Source organism: Klenkia taihuensis (assembly GCF_900112525.1).
Classification (GTDB): domain Bacteria; phylum Actinomycetota; class Actinomycetes; order Mycobacteriales; family Geodermatophilaceae; genus Klenkia; species Klenkia taihuensis.
Genome location: NZ_FOMD01000001.1, coordinates 864,361 through 881,943, shown reverse-complemented (window position 1 = coordinate 881,943; position 17,583 = coordinate 864,361). Strand labels below are relative to the sequence as shown.

Sequence of the window (17,583 nt, the reverse complement as noted above, 5' to 3'; positions counted from 1 at the left end):
GGGTCGGGCCGTCAGCCGCAGACGCGGTCGACCAGTGCCTGCAGCTGCCCCCGCTGGACGTCGGACAGCGGCAGGTCGACCACCGCGGTCTCCCCGGCCGCCTCGACCGTCAGCGGGAACACGAACGGCTTCTTGGTCTCGGCCAGCACGTGCGGGTCGCAGCTGGCCAGGCCGACGACGAGGGGCAGGGTCAGCTCCTGCTCCCCCGCGCCCAGCGTCGCGGGCAGGTCGGGCGCGGCCGGCTCCAGCAGCACGCTGCGGCCCAGCGCGTCGACCCGGACCTCGCCGCCGTCGTCGTCCACCCGGGTGAGGACGACGGACCCGCGCACGCCGTCGCCGTCCTCGGTGAACCCGTCGACGGCGACCACGACGTGCTCGGCGAGCCGCTGGGCGGCGCACTGCTCGCCGGCCACGAGGTCGAGCGCGTCGCCGGCCAGGGGGACGACGACCTCCACCGGGCCGGCGCCCCTGTCCAGCTGCAGCCGGGCGCCGACGGGGTGCACGTCGGCGGCGCAGTCGACCGGGCCGAAGGGCACCGGCAGGTCGATGGTGCGGCCGGGCGCGTAGGTCGCGGTCTGCTCCGTGGGCGGCTGCTCGGCGAAGGCCGGGCTGGTCAGGGCCACGCCGAGGACGGTGAACGGGGCGTCGCCGGTGTCGGTCAGCCGCACCTGCACCTGGCCGCCGAGCGCCTCGTCCGCGCGCAGCCGGACCACCTCGCCCGAGATGCCGGGCACCTCGTCGAACGCCGGGACCGGGGTGGGGGTCGCCGCGGCCGGGGCGCGATCGGCCGAGCAGCCGGCCAGCAGCACGAGGACGGCGACGGCGACCGGCACACCCCTCATGCCCGGGCACCCTAGAACCGGGCGGGCCGTCGTCCTACTGCACGGAAGTCCGTCCTCCTGCACCAGATCTCGTGCGGGGGGACGGACATGGATCAACCTCCCTGATCATCGCTGCACCCCCGCGCGGCGGTTGCTTGTGACAACCATCACCGGACTAGCCTCGGGCACCGGGAATGCACAGCCCCACCACGGGTTGGTCCCGAAGACTGTGGGCGGACGCAACCATCTGCCCTGGATGACCGGAGACCCACGTGACCTGCGCGACCCTGCTCCACCGCCCCCGTGCGGAGGGCTCCCCGCGGTCCCGGGTCGCCCTCCTGCTGGCGGGTCTGCGCCACGGCGAGGACGGCCGGTCCCAGTTCGCCCGCTTCGTCTTCGTCGGCGCGGTCTCCAGCGCGCTCTACGCCGTCCTGTTCGTCGCTCTCGACGGCATCGGCGACCAGACCGCGAACCTGGCCGGCGCGATCGGCTCCACGCTGGTGGCCAACGAGCTGCACCGCCGCCTGACCTTCCACGCCGACGGCCGCATCGGCTGGTTCACCGCGCAGTGGGAGGGCGGCGGGCTGGCCGCGGTCGGGCTGGTCGCCACCTCGCTGGCGCTCGCCGGGCTCGACCAGCTGACCGGCGAGGCCTCCTGGCAGGTGCAGGTGCTGCTGATCGGCGCGGTCACCGGCGCCATCGGCCTCGCCCGGTTCGTCGCGCTGCGCGCCTGGGTGTTCACCGCCCGCGCGCTCGGCCGGCGCTGAGCAGGACCGTCCACCCGGGACTCGTTACCGTCGTCCGGTGACCGAGCCCGCGGACGCCGCTCCCGACGTGGACCGGCCCGCCGGCGAGCAGCCCGGACGACGCCGGCTGCGCACCGCCGTCCGCTGGTCCCAGCGCGTCGTGGTCGCCGTCGCCGGGGCCACCCTCGGCATCGCGCTGCTGGGCCACGTGCAGGCCCCCATCGGCCCCTTCGACGCCACGGTCTCCTTCACCCCGGCCCCCTCCGGGGGCGCGGAGGTCGAGATCCCGCCGCTGGGCTCGCTGGCCGTGGACGCCTACGACGGCCCGCTGCGGCTGGACGTGCAGCTGCGCCGGGTCGACCAGCTGCGCGCCCAGGCCCTGGCCACCGACCCCACCCAGCTCAACGGCGTCGTCAACCGGGTCAGCGACGACCTGCGCGCCGCCGTGGAGCGCCTCGCCTGGACCACCGCCGGGGCCGGTGTCGGCGGTGCGCTGGTGCTGTCGCTGGTCGTCTTCCGCCGCCGCCGCGAGCAGTGGGTCGCCCTCGGCCTGTCCTCGTTGATGCTGGCCGGCACCGCCGGCCTCGGCGCGGCCACCTGGCGGCCCGAGGCGCTGTCCCAGCCCACCTACACCGGCCTGCTGGTCAACGCGAACAGCCTGATCGGGTCGGCGCAGGACATCGTGGCCCGCTACGACGCCTACCGCGCGTCCCTGCAGGACCTGGTCGGCAACGTCAGCACGCTGTACTCGGCGGTCTCCACGCTGCCCGACACCGGCGGGACGGCCGACAGCGTCGCGCTGCTGCACGTCTCCGACATCCACCTCAACCCCGCCGGCGCCGACCTGGTCGGCCAGGTGGTCGCCCAGTTCGACGTCGACGGCGTGCTCGACACCGGTGACGTCGTCGACTGGGGCAGCCCGGTGGAGAACCAGACCTTCGGCTGGATCGGCGGCCTCGGCGTCCCCTACGTGTTCATCCGCGGCAACCACGACTCCGCGGTCACCGCCGCCGCGGTCGCCGAGCAGCCCAACGCCGTCGTCCTCGACGACAGCTCCACGACGATCGCCGGCATCACGGTCGCGGGAGCGCCCGACCCCCGCTTCACCCCGGACAAGGACGCCGAGGAGGAGACCGAGACCCTCGAGGAGTCCGGGCAGGAGCTGGCCGACTACATCGCCACCCTGGACGAGCCGCCGGCCATCGCGATGGTGCACGAGCCCCCGCAGGCCGACCCGCTGGACGGCGTCGTCCCGCTGGTCCTGGCCGGGCACACCCACGAGCGCGACGTGTCGGTGCTGGACGAGGGCACCCGGCTGATGGTCGAGGGCTCCACCGGCGGCGCCGGGCTGCGCGGGCTGCAGGGCGAGGACCCCACCCCGCTGAGCTGCACCGTGCTCTACCTGGACCCGGTCACCGGCGAGCTGACCGCCTACGACGAGATCACCCTCGGCGGGCTCGGCCAGTCCGAGGTCACCATCCAGCGCACCTACGTCGACCCGCTGCCCACCGGCGACGGCGAACCGACCGACGAACCGCTGCAGGGTCCCGCGCTCCCGACCCCCTGACCCCTACGCTGACCAGGCATGACGACCCTCCGCGCCGCCCGGTTCGCCGTCCCCCTGCTCGCCGCCGTCGCCGTCGCCGTCGCCGGCTGCTCGTTCACCTCGAACAACGTGTCGTGCTCGGGCAACGAGTGCACCGCCACGCTGACCGGCGAGGGCTCGGAGGCCTCGATCCTGGGCAACTCCCTGGTGTTCGCCGGCACCCAGGACGGTCGGGCCACCCTGTCGGTGGGCGACGCCGAGGTCTCCTGCGCCGCCGGCGAGAGCGTCAGCGCCGGCCCGCTGACGCTGACCTGCACCAGCGTGCAGGACGACAGCGTGGAGCTGACCGCCTCCCTGGGCTGATCAGCGCTGGACGTCGACCACGATCCGGGTCGGGTTGCTCAGCGCGTACACCCGGAACGGGCGCTCGGCGTCCAGGCCGAGGTAGGCCAGCGCCTGCCCCTCGAACACGGAGTCGTAGTAGATGGCCTGCACCGGGCCACCGCTCGGGCCGGGGTAGACGCCGCGGGCGGTCTCGGGCGTGCCCGGGGCCTCGTAGGGGTTGGTGACCCCGGTCAGGGTCACCCGCAGGAAGACGGTGCCCGGCATCTCCACCGGTGAGCCGCTGCCCTCCTGGGTGGGCGCGTCGGTGTAGGCGACGTCCCAGCCGGGCACGGCCGTTCCTGCGAGGTCGAGGACCACGCGGTCCGCGCCGTCCTGGCTGCCGACCCGCACGGCGGTGACCACGGTGGGGCCCTCGCCCGCGACGGCCTCGCCGGTGTCGGGCGAGGTGTCGGCCGGGAAGGGCGGCGCGTCGGTGACCTCGTCGGTGGCCGGCGCCGTCGTCGTGGCGGACGGCGTGCCGGCCGACGACGACGTCGTGCCGGCCGAGGTCGACGTCCCGGTGGCCGCCGTCTCCGTGGGGTCCCCACCACCGCAGCCGGCCAGCAGCACCAGCGCGGACAGCGGGACGACGGCCAGGCGGCGGGCTCCGGAGCGCATGCGGCCAGCGTGGCACGCACGGCGGGTCAGGTGAGGGTGCCCTGCCGTTTCGGGGACCGCCGGACCGGGGACGGGTGCGCCCGGAACACCCCCCCGACCGGAAGGCCACCCGTGCTCGACGTCTGCGACCTGGTCCTCGAGGACCACCACACCATGCGGCGCCAGTTCGCCCTGCTCGACGACTGCTGGGACGACCCGCGTGCGCTGGGGATGATCTGGAAGGGCCTGGCCCGGATGCTCGACGTCCACGCCGCCTGCGAGGAGGAGGTCTTCTACCCCTACCTGCTGAAGTACGGCGACTCCGGCGACGACGACGCCACCGAGGGCGACGTGGTGGACGAGACCGACGACGCGATCGGCGACCACGACGAGATCCGTGACGCCGTGGCGGCCGCGAAAAAGGAGGAGCCGGGCTCGGAGGCGTGGTGGGCCGCTGTGCGCAAGGCCCGCGAGGAGAACGACGACCACCTCGCCGAGGAGGAGCACGACGCGCTGCCGGACTTCCGCCGCAACGCCTCGGTCGAGCTGCGCGCCGAGCTGGCGCTGCGCTGGCTGGACTGGCGGTACGCGCACGACTCCGGCGAGGGCATCACCTACGACAAGGACCCCGAGGAGTACATCGAGCAGTACCGGTCCTCGCCGGTCGCCGACCCGGTAGCGCACCCCGTGGACCGCTCGTCGGTGACCGCCTCCTGACCCCTGCGGGGCAACCCGCCGGGCCCCCTGTCACGAGGGGGTCCGGTGGGCATGTATGGTTCCTCCTGCCTCCAGCGAGCACGAGCCCTCATCGTCTAGTGGTCCAGGACGCCGCCCTTTCAAGGCGGTAGCACGGGTTCGAACCCCGTTGGGGGCACGCACCACAGATCCACAGCAGCACAGCCCAGTAGTTCAGCAAGGCCCTGTAGCGCAGTTGGTTAGCGCGCCGCCCTGTCACGGCGGAGGTCGCGGGTTCGAGTCCCGTCAGGGTCGCCGACCGATGTCCACGGATGTCGGGCTGGGGCCAGGTAGCTCAGTCGGTACGAGCGCTCGCCTGAAAAGCGAGAGGTCGGCGGTTCGACCCCGCCCCTGGCCACCCCCTCCACCACCCGCCGGGTCGCACAGACTCCGCACACCATCCGCACCGGCTGCTCATCGCCGCGCCGGGCACCGTCCTCCTCGTCACCCGAGGAGGACCCGTGGACCCCACCGATGCCCGCCGCCGCGGCACCCGCCGCGTCCGGCTGGTCACCGCCGCCGTCGCCGGCGGCGCCCTGGTCGGCACCGGCGCGCTGACCGTCGTCGTCGCCGACGCCCACCCGGCCGCCGCCGAGAGCGCCACCACCACCGCGACCGACCCGGGCACGAGCACCGGGGACGGCGGACGGCTCTCGGGTCCCCCCGGCGGCGTCGGCGCCGGCCACGGCGGCTCCTCCCACGCCTCGAGCGGGTCGTCGTGACCGCGCTGCGGGACCGCGCCGTCGCCACCGCCGACTGGACCGTGTGGACCTGCCGGGTCCGGCTCGCCGTCACCGACCCCGCCGCCCTGCCCGCGGCCCGCGACGTCGTCGAGCGCGAGATCGCCGCCGTGGACGCCGCCTGCAGCCGCTTCCGCCCCGATGGCGACCTGGCCGCCGTCGACGCCGGCGCCGGGCGGTGGACCCCGGTCGGCCCGCTGCTGGCCGAGGCCCTGGCCGTCGCGCTGCGCGCCGCCCGGCTCACCGACGGGCACGTCGACCCCACCGTCGGCGGCGCGATGACCGCGCTGGGCTACGACCGCGACCTGGCCGACGTCGACCCCGGCACCGTGCCGCCGGTGCTCGCCCCCGTCGCCGGGTGGCGGACCGTCGAGCTGGACGGCGACCGGGTGCGGATCCCGTGGGGCGCCCGGCTCGACCTCGGCGCCACCGTCAAGGCGTGGACCGCCGACCGGGCCGCGGCCGCCGTCGCCGACCGCACCGGCGCCGGCGTGCTGGTGTCGATCGGCGGGGACGTCGCCGTCGCGGGCCCCGCCCCCGACGGCGGCTGGCGGATTCGGGTCGAGGACGTCACCGGCGACCCGGACGCCCCGCCCCCGCCCGGCTCGGCCACCGTCTCGGTCGTCGACGGCGGGCTGGCCACCTCCGGCACCCGCGCCCGCCGCTGGCTGCGCGGCGGGGTCGAGGTGCACCACCTGCTCGACCCCCGCACCGGGCTGCCCACCCGCCCGGTGTGGCGCACCGTCAGCGTCGCGGCCGGCAGCTGCACCGACGCCAACACGGTGAGCACCGCCGCCGTCGTCCGCGGGCACGCCGCCCTGCCGTGGCTGCGCGAGCTCGGGCTGCCGGCCCGGCTGGTCACCGAGCACGGGGACGTCGTCACCTGCGGGGGGTGGCCGGCGTGAGCGTGCTGTCCGACGGGTCCTTCCTCTGGTACCTCAACCGGGCCACCGGCCTGGTCTCGCTGCTGCTCATGACCGCGACGGTCGTGCTGGGCGTGCTGGTGCAGCGGCAGGTGCGGCTGCCCGGCCTGCCCCGGTTCGGCACGGTCGGGCTGCACCGCGACGTCTCGCTGGTCTCGGCGGTGCTCCTGGTGGTGCACGTGGTCAGCGCGGCGGTCGACGGCTACGTCAGCATCGGCTGGCTGGACACCGTCGTCCCCTTCGTCGCCGGCTACGAGACCTCCTGGGTGGGCCTGGGCACCCTGGCCGTCGACCTGACGGCCCTGGTGGTCGTCACCAGCCTGCTGCGCGGCCGGCTGCCGCTGCGGGTCTGGCGCGGGGTGCACCGGACCTCCTACGCGCTGTGGCCGCTGGCCTTCGTGCACGGCCTGGGCGCCGGCACCGACCTCGGCTCGGGCTGGCTGCTCGCCGGCGCGGTGGCCTGCGCGGTCGCCGTCGCGGCCGCCACCGCCGTCGCCGTCACCGGCCGGCTGCGGGTCCGCCCCGCCCTCGACCGTGCCCCCGCCGCCCTGGCGCGGACCCGCGCCGACCTCCCCGCCGGGCGCGTCCCGGCCTTCCGGAACAGGTGACCGACATGAGCGCCCCTCCCCTGACCCGCGGCCTGCTCGGCACCGGCGACCCGTCGCTGGCCGCGCACGTGGCCGCCCACGGACCGCTGCCGCACGGCGGCCACCCGACCTCCTTCGTCGGCGACCTCACCGGCCGCGGCGGCGCCGGCTTCCCCACCGCCCGCAAGCTGCACGCGGTCGCCGAGGCCGCCCGGGCCGCGGGGACTCCCGCCGTCGTCGTCGGCAACGGCGGCGAGGGCGAGCCGGCCGCGGCCAAGGACGCCACCCTGCTGGCCCGCTCCCCGCACCTGGTGCTCGACGGCCTGCAGCTGGCCGCCCGGGCGGTCGGCGCCGACACCGTCGTGCTCGCCGCGGCGCACTCCCAGCTGGGCGGCCTGGACCGGGCGCTGGCCGAGCGCGGCGACCGCGGCCGGGTGCGGCTGGTCGGGCTGCCCGACCGGTTCCTGGCCGGCGAGGAGACCGCCCTGGTGGCCGCCGTCGACGGCGGGCCCTCGCTGCCCCGCGGCAAGGTGCCGCCGGTATGGCAGCGCGGCGTGCGGGGCCGGCCGACGCTGGTGCAGAACGTGGAGACCCTGGCCCGGCTCGCGCTGCTGGCCCGCGGGGACGACGCAGCCGGGCACACCCTGGTCACCCGGCACACGGCGGGGCGGGTGGACGTCGCCGAGGTGCCGCTGGGCGCCCGGCTGGCCGACGTGCTGCCGCTGGCCCCGGGCACGCAGGCGGTGCTCGTCGGCGGCTACCACGGCAGCTGGCTGCCTCCCGCGGTCGCCGCGGACCTGACCCTGGAGCGGTCCGCCCTGGCCTCGGTCGGGGCCTCGCTGGGCGCCGGTGTGCTGGCCGCGCTGCCCGCGGACCGGTGCGGGGTGCGCGAGACGGCGTCCGTGCTGGCCTACCTGGCCGCGCAGTCGGCCGGGCAGTGCGGTCCGTGCCTCAACGGCCTGCCCCGGATCGCCGCCGCGCTGGAGCTGCTGGCCCGGCCCGGGCCGCGGCGGCCCGGGCTGCTGGCCGACCTGGAGCGCTGGGCCGGCCTGGTGGTCGGCCGCGGCGCCTGCACGCACCCCGACGGCAGCGTCCGGCTGGTGGCCAGCGCGCTGCGGGTGTTCACCCCGGAGCTCGCCGAGCACGCCGCCGGCCGCTGCACCGCCGCGCCGGGCGCCCCCGCGTTCCTGCCCGTGCCGGGGGGTGCCCGGTGAGCGAGCGGCTGCGCGTGGACCGCATCGCCTGCACCGGCCACGGCGCCTGCGCCGACCTGCTGCCCGAGGCCGTCGCCCTGGACGAGTGGGGCTACCCCCTGCTGGCGGCCGGGGAGCTCCCCCGCGAGCTGCACCGCCCGGCCCGGCGCGCCGTCGCGGCCTGCCCCGCGCGCGCCCTGCTCCTGGAGCGCACCGGGGTCCGACAGCCACTTCCTGGACGGCTCACAGGAAGCACGCAGGGAAGGTCCGCACAGTGATGTCCATGACCGCGATCGACTCTCGCCCCGCCGGGACCGCCAACGCCTCCCGGGCCCAGCTCACCCGCCCGGACGGCAGCGCCCTGCGCGTGCTCGTCGTCGACGACGAGCGCTCGATCTGCGAGCTGCTCTCCCTCGCCCTCCGCTACGAGGGCTGGGACGTCAAGACCGCCGCCGACGGCGCGGAGGCCGTGCGCGCCGCCCGTGAGTTCCGCCCCGACGCCGTCGTCCTGGATGTCATGCTCCCCGACATGGACGGGCTGGAGGTGCTGCGCCGGCTGCGCGCGGACTCCCCGCTGGTCCCGGTCGTCTTCCTGACGGCCAAGGACGCCGTCGAGGACCGCATCGCCGGGCTGACCGCCGGCGGCGACGACTACGTCACCAAGCCGTTCTCCCTGGAGGAGGTCGCGGCCCGGCTGCGCGGCCTGCTGCGCCGCACCTCCCGCGCGGTCGCCGACGACGGCCTGCTGGTGGTCGGTGACCTGACCCTGGACGAGGAGTCGCACGAGGTCACCCGCGGCGGCGACGACATCCGGCTCACCGCCACCGAGTTCGAGCTGCTGCGCTACCTGATGCGCAACCCCAAGCGGGTGCTGTCCAAGGCCCAGATCCTCGACCGCGTCTGGCAGTACGACTTCGGCGGTCAGGGCAACATCGTCGAGCTCTACATCTCCTACCTGCGCCGCAAGATCGACGCCGGCCGCACCCCGATGATCCACACGCTGCGGGGCGCCGGCTACGTGATCAAGCCCGCCGTCCGGCAGGACGCATGATCGAGGCATGACCGGCAGCACCGAGCCCGCAGCCCGACCCGCCCGACGGCGGCTCTCGCTGCGGGCTCGCCTGCTGGTGGCCTTCCTCGTCCCGACCGTGGTGGTCCTGGGCGTGGTCGGGCTGGTCTCCACCCTGACCCTGCGGCACCAGCTGGTGACCCAGGTCGACGAGGAGCTGGGCGGGGCGGGCTACCGGGCGCTCATGTACGCCGACGACTACGACGACCGGCCCCAGCCGCCCGGGGGCCAGCCGCCCGAGGGCGAGGGCCCCGAGGACTTCGGCGGCCCCGGTCAGGGCGAGGGCACCGTGGTCGCGTACCTGGACGACGGCGAGGTCTCCAACGCCGTGGTCATCGACCGGAGCGGCGACCGGACGGCGCTGAGCGCCGCGCAGAGCGCCGTGCTGGCCGGGCTGCCCGTCGACGGCCGGCCGGTGACCGTCGACCTCGGCGACGACCTCGGCACGTACCGGGCGCAGGCCGAGACCGTGCCCGACGGCGCCGTCGTGGTCACCGGGTTGCCGTTGACCGGGGTGAGCAAGGCGCTGGCCCGGCTGGTCGTGGTCGAGCTGGTCGCCGGGGTGGTCGCCGTCCTGCTGGCCGCGCTGGCCGCCGGGCTGACCATCCGCCGGCAGCTGCGGCCGCTGGACCGGGTCGCGGCCACCGCGACCCGGGTGTCGCAGCTGGAGCTGTCCACCGGTGAGGTGCAGCTGGCCGAGCGGGTGCCGCCGGCCGACACCGACGTGCGCACCGAGGTCGGCCAGGTCGGGGCGGCGCTGAACACCATGCTCGACCACGTCGAGGGCTCGCTGGCCGCCCGCCAGGCGTCGGAGACGCAGGTGCGGCAGTTCGTCGCCGACGCCAGCCACGAGCTGCGCACCCCGCTGGCCTCCATCCGCGGCTACGCCGAGCTGGTGCGCCGGCAGCACGCCGACGTCGAGCCCGAGGTGGGCCACGCGCTGCGTCGGGTGGAGTCCGAGGCGGTGCGGATGTCGGGCCTGGTCGAGGACCTGCTCCTGCTGGCCCGCCTGGACGCCGGCCGCGACCTCTCGGTCGACGAGGTGGACCTCGCCGCGCTGGTGGTCGACACCGTCTCCGACGCGCACGCAGCCGGCCCCGACCACCGGTGGCGGGTCGAGCTGCCCGACCACGGCGTGCTGGTACCCGGCGACGCCGCCCGGCTGCACCAGGTGCTGGCCAACCTGTTGGCCAACGCGCGCACGCACACCCCCGCCGGCTCCACCGCCACCGCGCGGCTGCGCGCCGAGGGCGGCTGGGCGGTGCTGCAGGTGGTCGACGACGGCCCGGGGATCCCGCCCGAGCTGGCGGCCCACGTGTTCGAGCGGTTCGCCCGCGGCGACTCCTCCCGCTCCCGGCAGGCCGGGTCCACCGGCCTGGGGCTGGCGATCGTCGACGCGGTCGTCACCGCCCACCACGGCACGGTGGCGGTGGCCAGCGAGCCCGGGTGCACGCAGTTCACCATCCGACTGCCGCACGCCACGGTGGTCAGCGCCGACCTCGACCCAGAGCTGCTCGACGACCCCCGGTGATCGTTCCCGGCGCCCGGAGGCGTGACCTGCGCTGCACCCGGGTAGGGCGGGCCACGTGACGAGTCCTGGTGATCCGCCGCCCGCCCCCGCCGACAGCCCCGTCGACGCCGCCGTCCCGGAGGTGTCGGTCGACCGGACCGGCCCGGACGGCGCCCGGATCACGGTCACCGGCGAGTTCACGGCCGAGGCCCGCCGGCCGGTGATCCGCGAGGTCACCGACCTGCTGCTGGGCGGCGACCCGCCGTCGCGGGTGCTGCTGGACCTGCACGGCGTCACTTTCCTCAACTCGGCCGGGCTGTCCACCGTCGTCCAGCTGCACCGCATGCTCGAGGGCCGCGGCGCGGAGCTGGAGCTGCTGGTCGGCACCACCGTCGTCGCCCGGCCGCTGCAGCTGTCGGGCCTCTGGCACCGCTTCCACGTGCGGGACGAGCGACCGCCGGGCAGCTGACCCGCCTGAGCCCGCCTCTCTGCGTCGATCGTGCAGAACCGCAACGGCGGCGCGCCGCCCGTCCGCGTGTCGGCGGTGCCGTTCTGCACGGTCAATCCGGGAAGCGGCGCCTGCGGCCCTCCGAGACGACGTCGACCCGGCCGTCGACGACGCGCAGCGCGGTCTGCTCGTCGATCGCGTAGGCCGGGCCGCCGATGTCCGCGGCCCACTGCTCTGCGGCGGCCATGGTGTTGGTCGGGAACAGGTCCAGGTGCGGGAAGACCGAGAAGTCGACCAGTCCGAGGGTGCGGTCGTCGGGGGCGCCGGACCACTCCACGAACAGCTGCCCGATCCGCGGCGTGAGCACCATGCTGCCGGCGCTGACCCCGACCCAGACGGTGTCGGTGAGCTCGGGCAGCAGGTCGGCCAGGCCGGAGGCGCGCAGCCAGTGGTGCAGGTAGGTCGCGTCACCGCCGTCCACCAGCAGGGCGTCGGCGGCGCGCACCCAGGCCACCCAGCGGTCCCGGTCGACGGTGGGCAGCGCGGTGAGCTCCAGCAGGCCCAGCGACGCCCAACCCAGCCCGGTCAGGGACGCCGACGGCGGCTCGGCGGCGACGAACCCGCGCGCCGACGCCGGGCCGCACATCGGGTGGCCCCACTGCGCCGTCGGGATGCACAGCGCGTGCGCCTGCTCGACGGGCTTGCCGAGCAGGTCGACCAGGGCCTCGCGGATCCCGGGGTTGGTGACCCCGCCGGAGGTGAGCAGCAGCTTCACGGTGACCTCGTTCTCGCCGGGGACGTCTGCAGGTGAGGACCGCCGTCCAGCCTGTGGCTCATCGCACCCCGCGGACCTCGCCGTCGACGACGGGGACCGTCTCGGCCGCGCCCACCGGTCAGCAGGTGGCGCGCAGGTCGGCCAGGGAGGTGTTGATGCCGTCGAGGTCGGAGGTCGTGACGCCCCGACCGAGGACCGCCCCGGCGTCAGCCGCATCGGCGTAGGAGTCGTCGGCGGCACCCGCGGCCTGGGCCAGGCTCGAGATGGCCAGGAGCTGCTGCAGACCCGGCCCGTCGCCGAGCCGGGCGCCGTCCTCGTCGACGCCGTCGGGGAACGCCCCGGCCGCGAGGTCGCACGCCTGCGCGTGCATGCCGGCGGCATCGGCCCCGCCCCCGGAGGACAGCGGGGACGGCAGCAGCCACCCCAGGCCCAGCCCGACGACCAGCGCCGCCCCGCCCACGGCGAGCAGCGGCCCGCGGGACCGGGCGGGCTGCGGACCGGGGGGTGTCGGCTGCGCGTCCATCCGCCCAACCTAGGCGAGGCCGCGCGCCGTCGCGGACGCCCCCGCGGGTACGGCCTGCCCGGGACCTCACCCGCCGCGCGGGGCGACGCCGGCGCGGATGCCCCACCCACCGTCGGAGTCGATCGTCTGCCCGGTGATCCACCCGGCCTGCTCCGACACGAGGAAGGCGACGAGCTCCGCCGCGTCGGCCGGCGTCCCCCAGCGCCGGGCCAGCGGCATCCGGTCGGCGAGCCAGGCGCGGGTGCCGTCGTCGGCCCAGCCGGTGTCGTTCGGCCCGGGGTTGACCGTGTTCAGCGTCGCCCCGGACGGCGCCAGCGCGGCGGCCAGCGAGGCGGTCATGCCCTGCACGGCGGCCTTGGACAGCGCGTAGGGCACCTCGGTCGGCATCGGGCCCTGGTGGACGCCGGTGGTGAACAGCACGACGCGGCGCACCCCGAGCCGGGCGGCGGCCTGCACGAGCAGCACGGTGGCGCGGGCGTTGACGGCGAAGGAGGCGTCGAGCTCGTCGGCGGTCACCGTGGCCAGGTCCTGGTCGCTGGAGCGCGCGTGCACCGCGACCAACGCGTCGAGCCCGCCGTGCCGGGCGGCGTGCGCCTCGACCAGCCGGGCGGGGACGCCGGGGTCGGCCAGGTCGGCGGCCTCCCAGTGGACGCCGGCCGGCACGGGGACGTCGGCGTCCGCGCCCCACGGCTGCTCCTCGTCGTGCTGCGGCCAGCCGGTGGCCGACACCGCCCAGCCGTCCGCGGCCAGGCGCTCCGCCACGGACGCCGCTATGCCGGCCCGTCGGCTCAGGCCGGTGACGAGCGCACTGGGCACGGTGATCCTCCTCGGCAGCGGGTGACGCGTCGGGCCCACCCTGCCGTGGCCGGGGACGGCCGTCGACCGGGTTGTCCGGGCAGGCGTCGCGCCAGGGCGACGGCCACTGCGCCGCATGACCACCCCTCTGCCGTCTTGTCCGTCCTCCGGCAGCCGGCGTGCTGCGAGCTCGTCCGGGTGCCAGTCTCTCGACGTGCAACCACCCGCCGACGAGGCAACGAGCCGCTGGCCGGGGCCGTCGCTGTACACGCTCCTGGCCTGGGTGGAGGTCGAACTGCTGCTCGAGTCCGGCGCCCGGGTGGACGCTGCCCACGCGGTCGTCACGTACGGTGCGGAGTCTGCGTTCGGGCCGGGATGGGTGTCGGCGCTCTGCGCTGCCGCGGCCACCGAGGGCGTGCCGATGGACGACGGCTTCCCGGTCCTTGCCGAGCTGCGGACCGACGAGGACCGCGCGCTGCGGGTGCTCGACCGCCTCCACGCGTGGATGCGCAGCCGCGCCGGTGTCCCTGGCGCGCCCCCGGCTCCGCGGGACGATCTGCGGTGGAGCGCCGTCCGGCCGGGCAGCGATGACTGAGGACCCGGCCGACGGCCAACGGGCCGACGCCGAGGAGTTCCTGGCCCGGCGCCCGTTCGGCCGTTTCCTGGTGGTGCAGCTCGCCTGGGGCTGCCTGGGCGCACTGGTCGGCGTCCTGCTCAGCGGGTGGGTCCTGGCCGTCGTGCTGTTCGTGGTGTTCGCCGGCAGCGGCCTCGTGGGCCGGGAGGTCGTCAGACGACGACACGGCCGGGGTCGGGGGCGCTGACCCCGCCGGACGCGGTGGGCCGCGTACCGCGCCGACCCGGCGACAGGGCGGCCGTTGCATCCCGCCGTTCTGGGGGATAAAAGCGGCTCTGAGCTGCGCTTTTGCTTTGCCATGACCCCCCGGGTGCGGTACTGTTCGAACAAGTGATCGAACGCAGGAGGGAGGTGCCCGAGGTGGGAGAGCTGACCGACGGCGCGCCCTTCGACCCCTTCCCCGACACCGGGATGTTCTCGGCCGGGGCCTCTGCCGTGGTGGCGTCGGCGTGGGCGGCGCTGGATGCCGAGGTGGCGGGCACCCGGGCCGCGGAGCCGGCGCGCGTGGCCGCCGCCGCAGCCGACCGGGCGGCCCGGGCCGCCGAGCGGGAAGCCGCTCGCCAGGTGTCGATGACCGTGCCCGACGACGTCGCCGCCGTGCTCGCCGCGGCCCGCGAGGTGGTCGACGCGGTGACGCCGGCCGGCGCCCCCGGCGCGGTGGCACCGGCACTGCTGGCCCGGGTGCGGGGCCTGCAGCAGCTGGCCAACGTCGTCGACACCGCGCTGGCGCACGCCGTCCGGGCCGCGGAGAACGCGCAGGCCGCGGAGTTCGACGGCCAGAGGACGATGCGGTCCTGGATGTCCGGCCACCTCGGCGTCAGCCCGGCGACCGCGGCCCGGGTCGTGCGCGCCGGGCGCACGCTGGAGCAGCTGCCGCAGTGGGACACCGCGGCGTCCGAGGGCCGCATCACCGCTGACCAGACCGCCGTCGTCGCCCGGGTGGCCACCCCCGCGCGGCTCGCCCGGGCGGGCGAGCTCGGCGTGCAGGTGCACGGGGACGACGGCCTCGACGCCACCCTCACCGCCTGCGCCAGCGGTTCGCAGCGCGAGGCGTTGCCCGCCGTGGTCGAGCGGACCCTTGACTGGATCGACCCCGACGGCCCCGAGCCCGACCCCACCCGCCGTCGCGAGCTGCACCTCAGCCGCGCCACCGACGGCACCGGCGGGTCGGCGCACGGCCGCTGGGACGCGGTCGGCTTCGAGAAGCTCATGACCGCGCTCACCGCCTACCAGCAGGCCGGCCGGACCAAGGACGACGACCGCAGCCACGCGCAGCAGATGGCCGACGCTCTCGTGCAGCTGTGCGACAACGCTCTGGCCGCCGCCACCACCCCGGTGCTGCGCGGCAACCGGGCGCACGTCGCGGTCACCATCGCCGCGGAGGACCTGCTCGACACCGACGAGGTCGCCGGCTCAGCCCGCCTCGGCTCCGGCCAGCAGGTCTCCAACACCACGGCCCGGCAGATCGCCTGCGACTCGCTCATCACGCGGGTGCTCCTCGGCCCCGACGGCATGCCGCTGAACATCGGCCGCTCGCAGCGGCTGGTCCCCCCGCACATCCGCCGGGCCGCCGAGGCCCGCGACGGCGGGTGCGTCTTCGCCGGGTGCGCCGCCCCCAGCTGGTGGTGCGACGCCCACCACGTGGACGAGTGGATCGCCGACCACGGCGAGACCAGCGTCGAGAACACCGCTCTGCTCTGCGAACGGCACCACACGAAGGTGCACCACGGCTACGCGGTGCGGTGGGACCCCGATGAAGGCCGATGGCGCACCTTCCGCGACGACGGCACCGAGATCATCACCGGCTACCCACCGGACGAGCCCGCGTCGGCGAGCACCTAGACCCCTCCTGCGCCTCCCGGGTGGTCCCGCGGCGGGATCTCCCGTGCCCGGATCCGGCGGATCCGCTCGGCGAACGCCGCCTGGCGTTCCTCCTCCTGGCACCGCGCGTCGAGCACCCGGCGCGTGCTGGGCATGCGGCGTGCCGCACGAGCCGGAGCCCGCCACCCGGGGCGACCTGCCGGCGCACCGCGTGCGCTGGCTGGCCGGCGCCCTGGTCGCGACGACCGTGGCGGTGGTTCTCACGGTCGTCGGGGACGGCGTCCCCCCGGTGGGGACCGGGACGTGGGGCTCTCTGGTGGACGCCGGGCACGCCGCTGCCTGGGGCGCCCTCGCCGTGGCCGCCTGGATCGCCACCGCGCGGGGTCGGTGGGTAGGGGTCTGCTCCGTGCTCGCGGCCCTGGCGCTGGGCCTCTACCTGCTCTTCGTCGGCGCCGTCGTCCTCTGACCGGTGAGGCTCAGAGCCGGGGCAGCCAGTGCGCCACGTCGGGGTGCTCGCCCAGCGGCTCGGCGGGGACGTCGACCTGCGCCTCGCCGAACAGGGTCGACATGTCGACACCCCACCGGGCGCAGCGGCGGAGCGCCCGGGTCGCGGCCACCTCGACCTGCACGCCGTCGACGACCCCGGTGACCCGGCCGACCCCGCCGGGGCGCACCTGCGCCACCAGCCCGGCCAGGCCCCCGGGTGCCCAGCGCAACGGGCCGGACAGCGTCACCTGGGTGCGGCAGCGGGCCAGCACCGGCGGGGGCGGTTCCCCGGCGTGCACCCGCGGGTCGTCGTCGACCACCGAGGGGTCGACACCCCACACCTGCAGGTCGAGCCCGGCCGCGAGCAGCGACCGCACCCCCAGCACCGTCGCGTCGACGTCCCCGCCCGGGGTCATCCGCACGACGACGTCGGGGTGGCGCCACCAGCCGCCGACCCCGCGCGCCGCGGGGTCGGGCAGCAGCCGGGCCAGCGACCGGGTCTCGGCGTTCTTCTCCCGCCGCGCCGCCACCGGGTCGTCGCCGCGAAGGCCCCAGTCCGGGCCGTCGTGCCAGGCCACCGCCCGCTCGCGGTGGGCCAGCACCGCCCCCGCGGTGAACAGCCGGTGCGCCAGCTCCCAGTCCTCGCCGCCGTAGCCGTCGAAGGTCTCGTCGAAGCCGCCGACCTCGCGGAACAGCGCCCGCGACGTCCCCATCACCGCGCTGATCACGAACCGGTACGAGCGGTCGTCGGCGTCCAGCAGCGACCCCGCCTCCCGCAGCCAGGCCGGCTCGGTCAGCTCCTCCGGGGCCGGGCCGCCGGCGAACCACGCGCGCAGCCGGTCCGGCGTCCAGCCGGTCAGGTCGGCGTGCCGCCGCCGGCCGGTGACCAGCGCGTCGGGCAGCAGTGCCGGCAGCGCGGCCAGCTCTGCCACGTAGGCCGGCTCGGGCACCGTGTCGCCGTCGACGAACAGCAGCACCTCGCCCTCGGCCGCGCGGGCGCCCAGGTTGCGCGCCGCGGCGGCCCGGAAGCCCCGGTCCTCGTGCCGCACCACGACCACCCCGGGGCCCACGACCGGCGGCTCCGGCGACCCGTCGTCGGCGACCACCACCTGCAGCCGGGTCGCCGGGTGGGTCTGCGCGGCCAGGCCGGCCAGCACCAGGTCCAGCTGCGCCTGCGCGCGGTAGTACGGCACCACCACGCTCACCGTCGGCGGCTCCGTGGGACGGACCCCGTCGAGCCCGGACCAGTC

Annotated in this window: 22 protein-coding genes and 3 tRNA genes; 19 read left to right on the top strand and 6 right to left on the bottom strand. The window is 76.3% G+C overall.

What is annotated here, in order from left to right:
- Positions 1-11: 11 nt before the first annotated feature.
- Entirely contained in the window at positions 12-842 is an 831-nt protein-coding gene (locus tag BM158_RS04330) for a hypothetical protein (protein ID WP_131801972.1), read from the bottom strand.
- A 251-nt stretch (positions 843-1,093) separates the two neighbouring features.
- On the opposite strand from BM158_RS04330, the gene BM158_RS04325 reads away from it, so the two are divergent.
- From BM158_RS04325 to BM158_RS04315, 3 genes are read left to right on the top strand one after another with little or no spacing between them, the layout of a single operon-like run.
- The gene (locus tag BM158_RS04325) at positions 1,094-1,588 is read left to right on the top strand and encodes a GtrA family protein (protein WP_229827657.1); all 495 of its coding nucleotides are present in this window, start codon (positions 1,094-1,096) and stop codon (positions 1,586-1,588) included.
- A 37-nt stretch (positions 1,589-1,625) separates the two neighbouring features.
- Positions 1,626-3,134: a metallophosphoesterase family protein gene (locus tag BM158_RS04320; RefSeq protein ID WP_229827658.1), complete on the top strand. Its 1,509-nt coding sequence runs from the start codon at positions 1,626-1,628 to the stop codon at positions 3,132-3,134.
- A gap of 18 nt (positions 3,135-3,152) precedes the next feature.
- Positions 3,153-3,476, top strand: coding sequence for a hypothetical protein (locus BM158_RS04315; RefSeq protein WP_091554990.1), 324 nt, complete (start codon positions 3,153-3,155; stop codon positions 3,474-3,476).
- Here BM158_RS04315 and BM158_RS04310 read toward each other — a convergent pair whose 3' ends face one another.
- Positions 3,477-4,115, bottom strand: a complete 639-nt coding sequence (locus BM158_RS04310; RefSeq protein ID WP_091554988.1) for an AMIN-like domain-containing (lipo)protein — start codon at positions 4,113-4,115, stop codon at positions 3,477-3,479.
- A gap of 111 nt (positions 4,116-4,226) precedes the next feature.
- Here BM158_RS04310 and BM158_RS04305 point away from each other — a divergent pair, with 111 nt between their 5' ends.
- The 12 genes from BM158_RS04305 (at position 4,227) to BM158_RS04250 (ending at position 11,320) form a co-directional block, all read left to right on the top strand.
- Positions 4,227-4,811 carry a hemerythrin domain-containing protein gene (locus BM158_RS04305; RefSeq protein WP_091554986.1) on the top strand — a complete coding sequence of 195 codons (585 nt, stop codon included), beginning with the start codon at positions 4,227-4,229 and terminating at the stop codon, positions 4,809-4,811.
- A gap of 84 nt (positions 4,812-4,895) precedes the next feature.
- Positions 4,896-4,968, top strand: a tRNA-Glu gene (locus tag BM158_RS04300).
- A gap of 42 nt (positions 4,969-5,010) precedes the next feature.
- Positions 5,011-5,084, top strand: a tRNA-Asp gene (locus BM158_RS04295).
- A 29-nt stretch (positions 5,085-5,113) separates the two neighbouring features.
- Positions 5,114-5,187 (top strand) — tRNA-Phe (locus BM158_RS04290).
- Between the two features lie 103 nt (positions 5,188-5,290).
- Entirely contained in the window at positions 5,291-5,551 is a 261-nt protein-coding gene (locus BM158_RS04285) for a hypothetical protein (RefSeq protein WP_091554985.1), read from the top strand.
- On the top strand, positions 5,548-6,474 hold the full coding sequence (locus tag BM158_RS04280) for an FAD:protein FMN transferase (protein WP_091554983.1): 927 nt from the start codon (positions 5,548-5,550) through the stop codon (positions 6,472-6,474). Before BM158_RS04285 ends, BM158_RS04280 begins: the two co-directional genes overlap by 4 nt.
- Positions 6,471-7,100 (top strand): ferric reductase-like transmembrane domain-containing protein, encoded by a 630-nt coding sequence (locus tag BM158_RS22630; protein WP_207506157.1) that lies wholly within the window; start codon positions 6,471-6,473, stop codon positions 7,098-7,100. Before BM158_RS04280 ends, BM158_RS22630 begins: the two co-directional genes overlap by 4 nt.
- A gap of 5 nt (positions 7,101-7,105) precedes the next feature.
- Positions 7,106-8,293, top strand: coding sequence for an NADH-ubiquinone oxidoreductase-F iron-sulfur binding region domain-containing protein (locus BM158_RS04270; RefSeq protein ID WP_091554982.1), 1,188 nt, complete (start codon positions 7,106-7,108; stop codon positions 8,291-8,293).
- Positions 8,290-8,550, top strand: coding sequence for a ferredoxin (locus BM158_RS21680; protein ID WP_165628833.1), 261 nt, complete (start codon positions 8,290-8,292; stop codon positions 8,548-8,550). Before BM158_RS04270 ends, BM158_RS21680 begins: the two co-directional genes overlap by 4 nt.
- Positions 8,551-8,555: 5 nt before the next feature.
- Positions 8,556-9,323, top strand: a complete 768-nt coding sequence (locus tag BM158_RS04260) for a response regulator transcription factor (RefSeq protein WP_091556297.1) — start codon at positions 8,556-8,558, stop codon at positions 9,321-9,323.
- Positions 9,324-9,330: 7 nt separating this feature from the next.
- Positions 9,331-10,872, top strand: a complete 1,542-nt coding sequence (locus BM158_RS04255) for an ATP-binding protein (RefSeq protein WP_091554977.1) — start codon at positions 9,331-9,333, stop codon at positions 10,870-10,872.
- A 55-nt stretch (positions 10,873-10,927) separates the two neighbouring features.
- Positions 10,928-11,320: an STAS domain-containing protein gene (locus tag BM158_RS04250; RefSeq protein WP_229827659.1), complete on the top strand. Its 393-nt coding sequence runs from the start codon at positions 10,928-10,930 to the stop codon at positions 11,318-11,320.
- A gap of 91 nt (positions 11,321-11,411) precedes the next feature.
- Here the strand turns inward: BM158_RS04250 and BM158_RS04245 are convergent, their stop codons facing one another.
- The 3 genes from BM158_RS04245 to BM158_RS04235 all read right to left on the bottom strand — a co-directional run bounded on the left by BM158_RS04245 (position 11,412) and on the right by BM158_RS04235 (position 13,530).
- Positions 11,412-12,074 (bottom strand): Type 1 glutamine amidotransferase-like domain-containing protein, encoded by a 663-nt coding sequence (locus tag BM158_RS04245; RefSeq protein WP_091554975.1) that lies wholly within the window; start codon positions 12,072-12,074, stop codon positions 11,412-11,414.
- A 118-nt stretch (positions 12,075-12,192) separates the two neighbouring features.
- Entirely contained in the window at positions 12,193-12,597 is a 405-nt protein-coding gene (locus BM158_RS04240) for a hypothetical protein (RefSeq protein WP_091554973.1), read from the bottom strand.
- Positions 12,598-12,663: 66 nt separating this feature from the next.
- A complete protein-coding gene (locus BM158_RS04235; protein WP_191328657.1) occupies positions 12,664-13,530 on the bottom strand; it encodes an SDR family oxidoreductase in 867 nt (288 codons plus the stop codon).
- Between the two features lie 76 nt (positions 13,531-13,606).
- Between BM158_RS04235 and BM158_RS04230 the strand changes: the two genes are divergently transcribed.
- The 4 genes from BM158_RS04230 to BM158_RS04215 all read left to right on the top strand — a co-directional run bounded on the left by BM158_RS04230 (position 13,607) and on the right by BM158_RS04215 (position 16,313).
- Entirely contained in the window at positions 13,607-13,987 is a 381-nt protein-coding gene (locus tag BM158_RS04230; RefSeq protein WP_091554970.1) for a hypothetical protein, read from the top strand.
- The gene (locus BM158_RS04225; RefSeq protein ID WP_091554968.1) at positions 13,980-14,213 is read left to right on the top strand and encodes a hypothetical protein; all 234 of its coding nucleotides are present in this window, start codon (positions 13,980-13,982) and stop codon (positions 14,211-14,213) included. Before BM158_RS04230 ends, BM158_RS04225 begins: the two co-directional genes overlap by 8 nt.
- Before the next feature lie 173 nt (positions 14,214-14,386).
- Positions 14,387-15,868 carry an HNH endonuclease signature motif containing protein gene (locus tag BM158_RS04220; RefSeq protein WP_131801971.1) on the top strand — a complete coding sequence of 494 codons (1,482 nt, stop codon included), beginning with the start codon at positions 14,387-14,389 and terminating at the stop codon, positions 15,866-15,868.
- A gap of 139 nt (positions 15,869-16,007) precedes the next feature.
- Positions 16,008-16,313 carry a hypothetical protein gene (locus BM158_RS04215; protein ID WP_091554964.1) on the top strand — a complete coding sequence of 102 codons (306 nt, stop codon included), beginning with the start codon at positions 16,008-16,010 and terminating at the stop codon, positions 16,311-16,313.
- Between the two features lie 10 nt (positions 16,314-16,323).
- Here the strand turns inward: BM158_RS04215 and BM158_RS04210 are convergent, their stop codons facing one another.
- Positions 16,324-17,538, bottom strand: a complete 1,215-nt coding sequence (locus BM158_RS04210) for a glycosyltransferase (protein WP_091556295.1) — start codon at positions 17,536-17,538, stop codon at positions 16,324-16,326.
- Positions 17,539-17,583 lie beyond the last annotated feature (45 nt).

Bases quoted from the DNA above. Each gene is read 5' to 3' on its own strand.
- BM158_RS04330 (WP_131801972.1), bottom strand. From the start codon at position 842: ATGAGGGGTGTGCCGGTCGCCGTCGCCGTCCTCGTGCTGCTGGCCGGC.
- BM158_RS04315 (WP_091554990.1), top strand. From the start codon at position 3,153: ATGACGACCCTCCGCGCCGCCCGGTTCGCCGTCCCCCTGCTCGCCGCC.
- BM158_RS04310 (WP_091554988.1), bottom strand. From the start codon at position 4,115: ATGCGCTCCGGAGCCCGCCGCCTGGCCGTCGTCCCGCTGTCCGCGCTG.
- BM158_RS04270 (WP_091554982.1), top strand. From the start codon at position 7,106: ATGAGCGCCCCTCCCCTGACCCGCGGCCTGCTCGGCACCGGCGACCCG.
- BM158_RS04260 (WP_091556297.1), top strand. From the start codon at position 8,556: ATGACCGCGATCGACTCTCGCCCCGCCGGGACCGCCAACGCCTCCCGG.
- BM158_RS04255 (WP_091554977.1), top strand. From the start codon at position 9,331: ATGACCGGCAGCACCGAGCCCGCAGCCCGACCCGCCCGACGGCGGCTC.
- BM158_RS04240 (WP_091554973.1), bottom strand. From the start codon at position 12,597: ATGGACGCGCAGCCGACACCCCCCGGTCCGCAGCCCGCCCGGTCCCGC.
- BM158_RS04235 (WP_191328657.1), bottom strand. From the start codon at position 13,530: ATGCGGCGCAGTGGCCGTCGCCCTGGCGCGACGCCTGCCCGGACAACC.
- BM158_RS04225 (WP_091554968.1), top strand. From the start codon at position 13,980: ATGACTGAGGACCCGGCCGACGGCCAACGGGCCGACGCCGAGGAGTTC.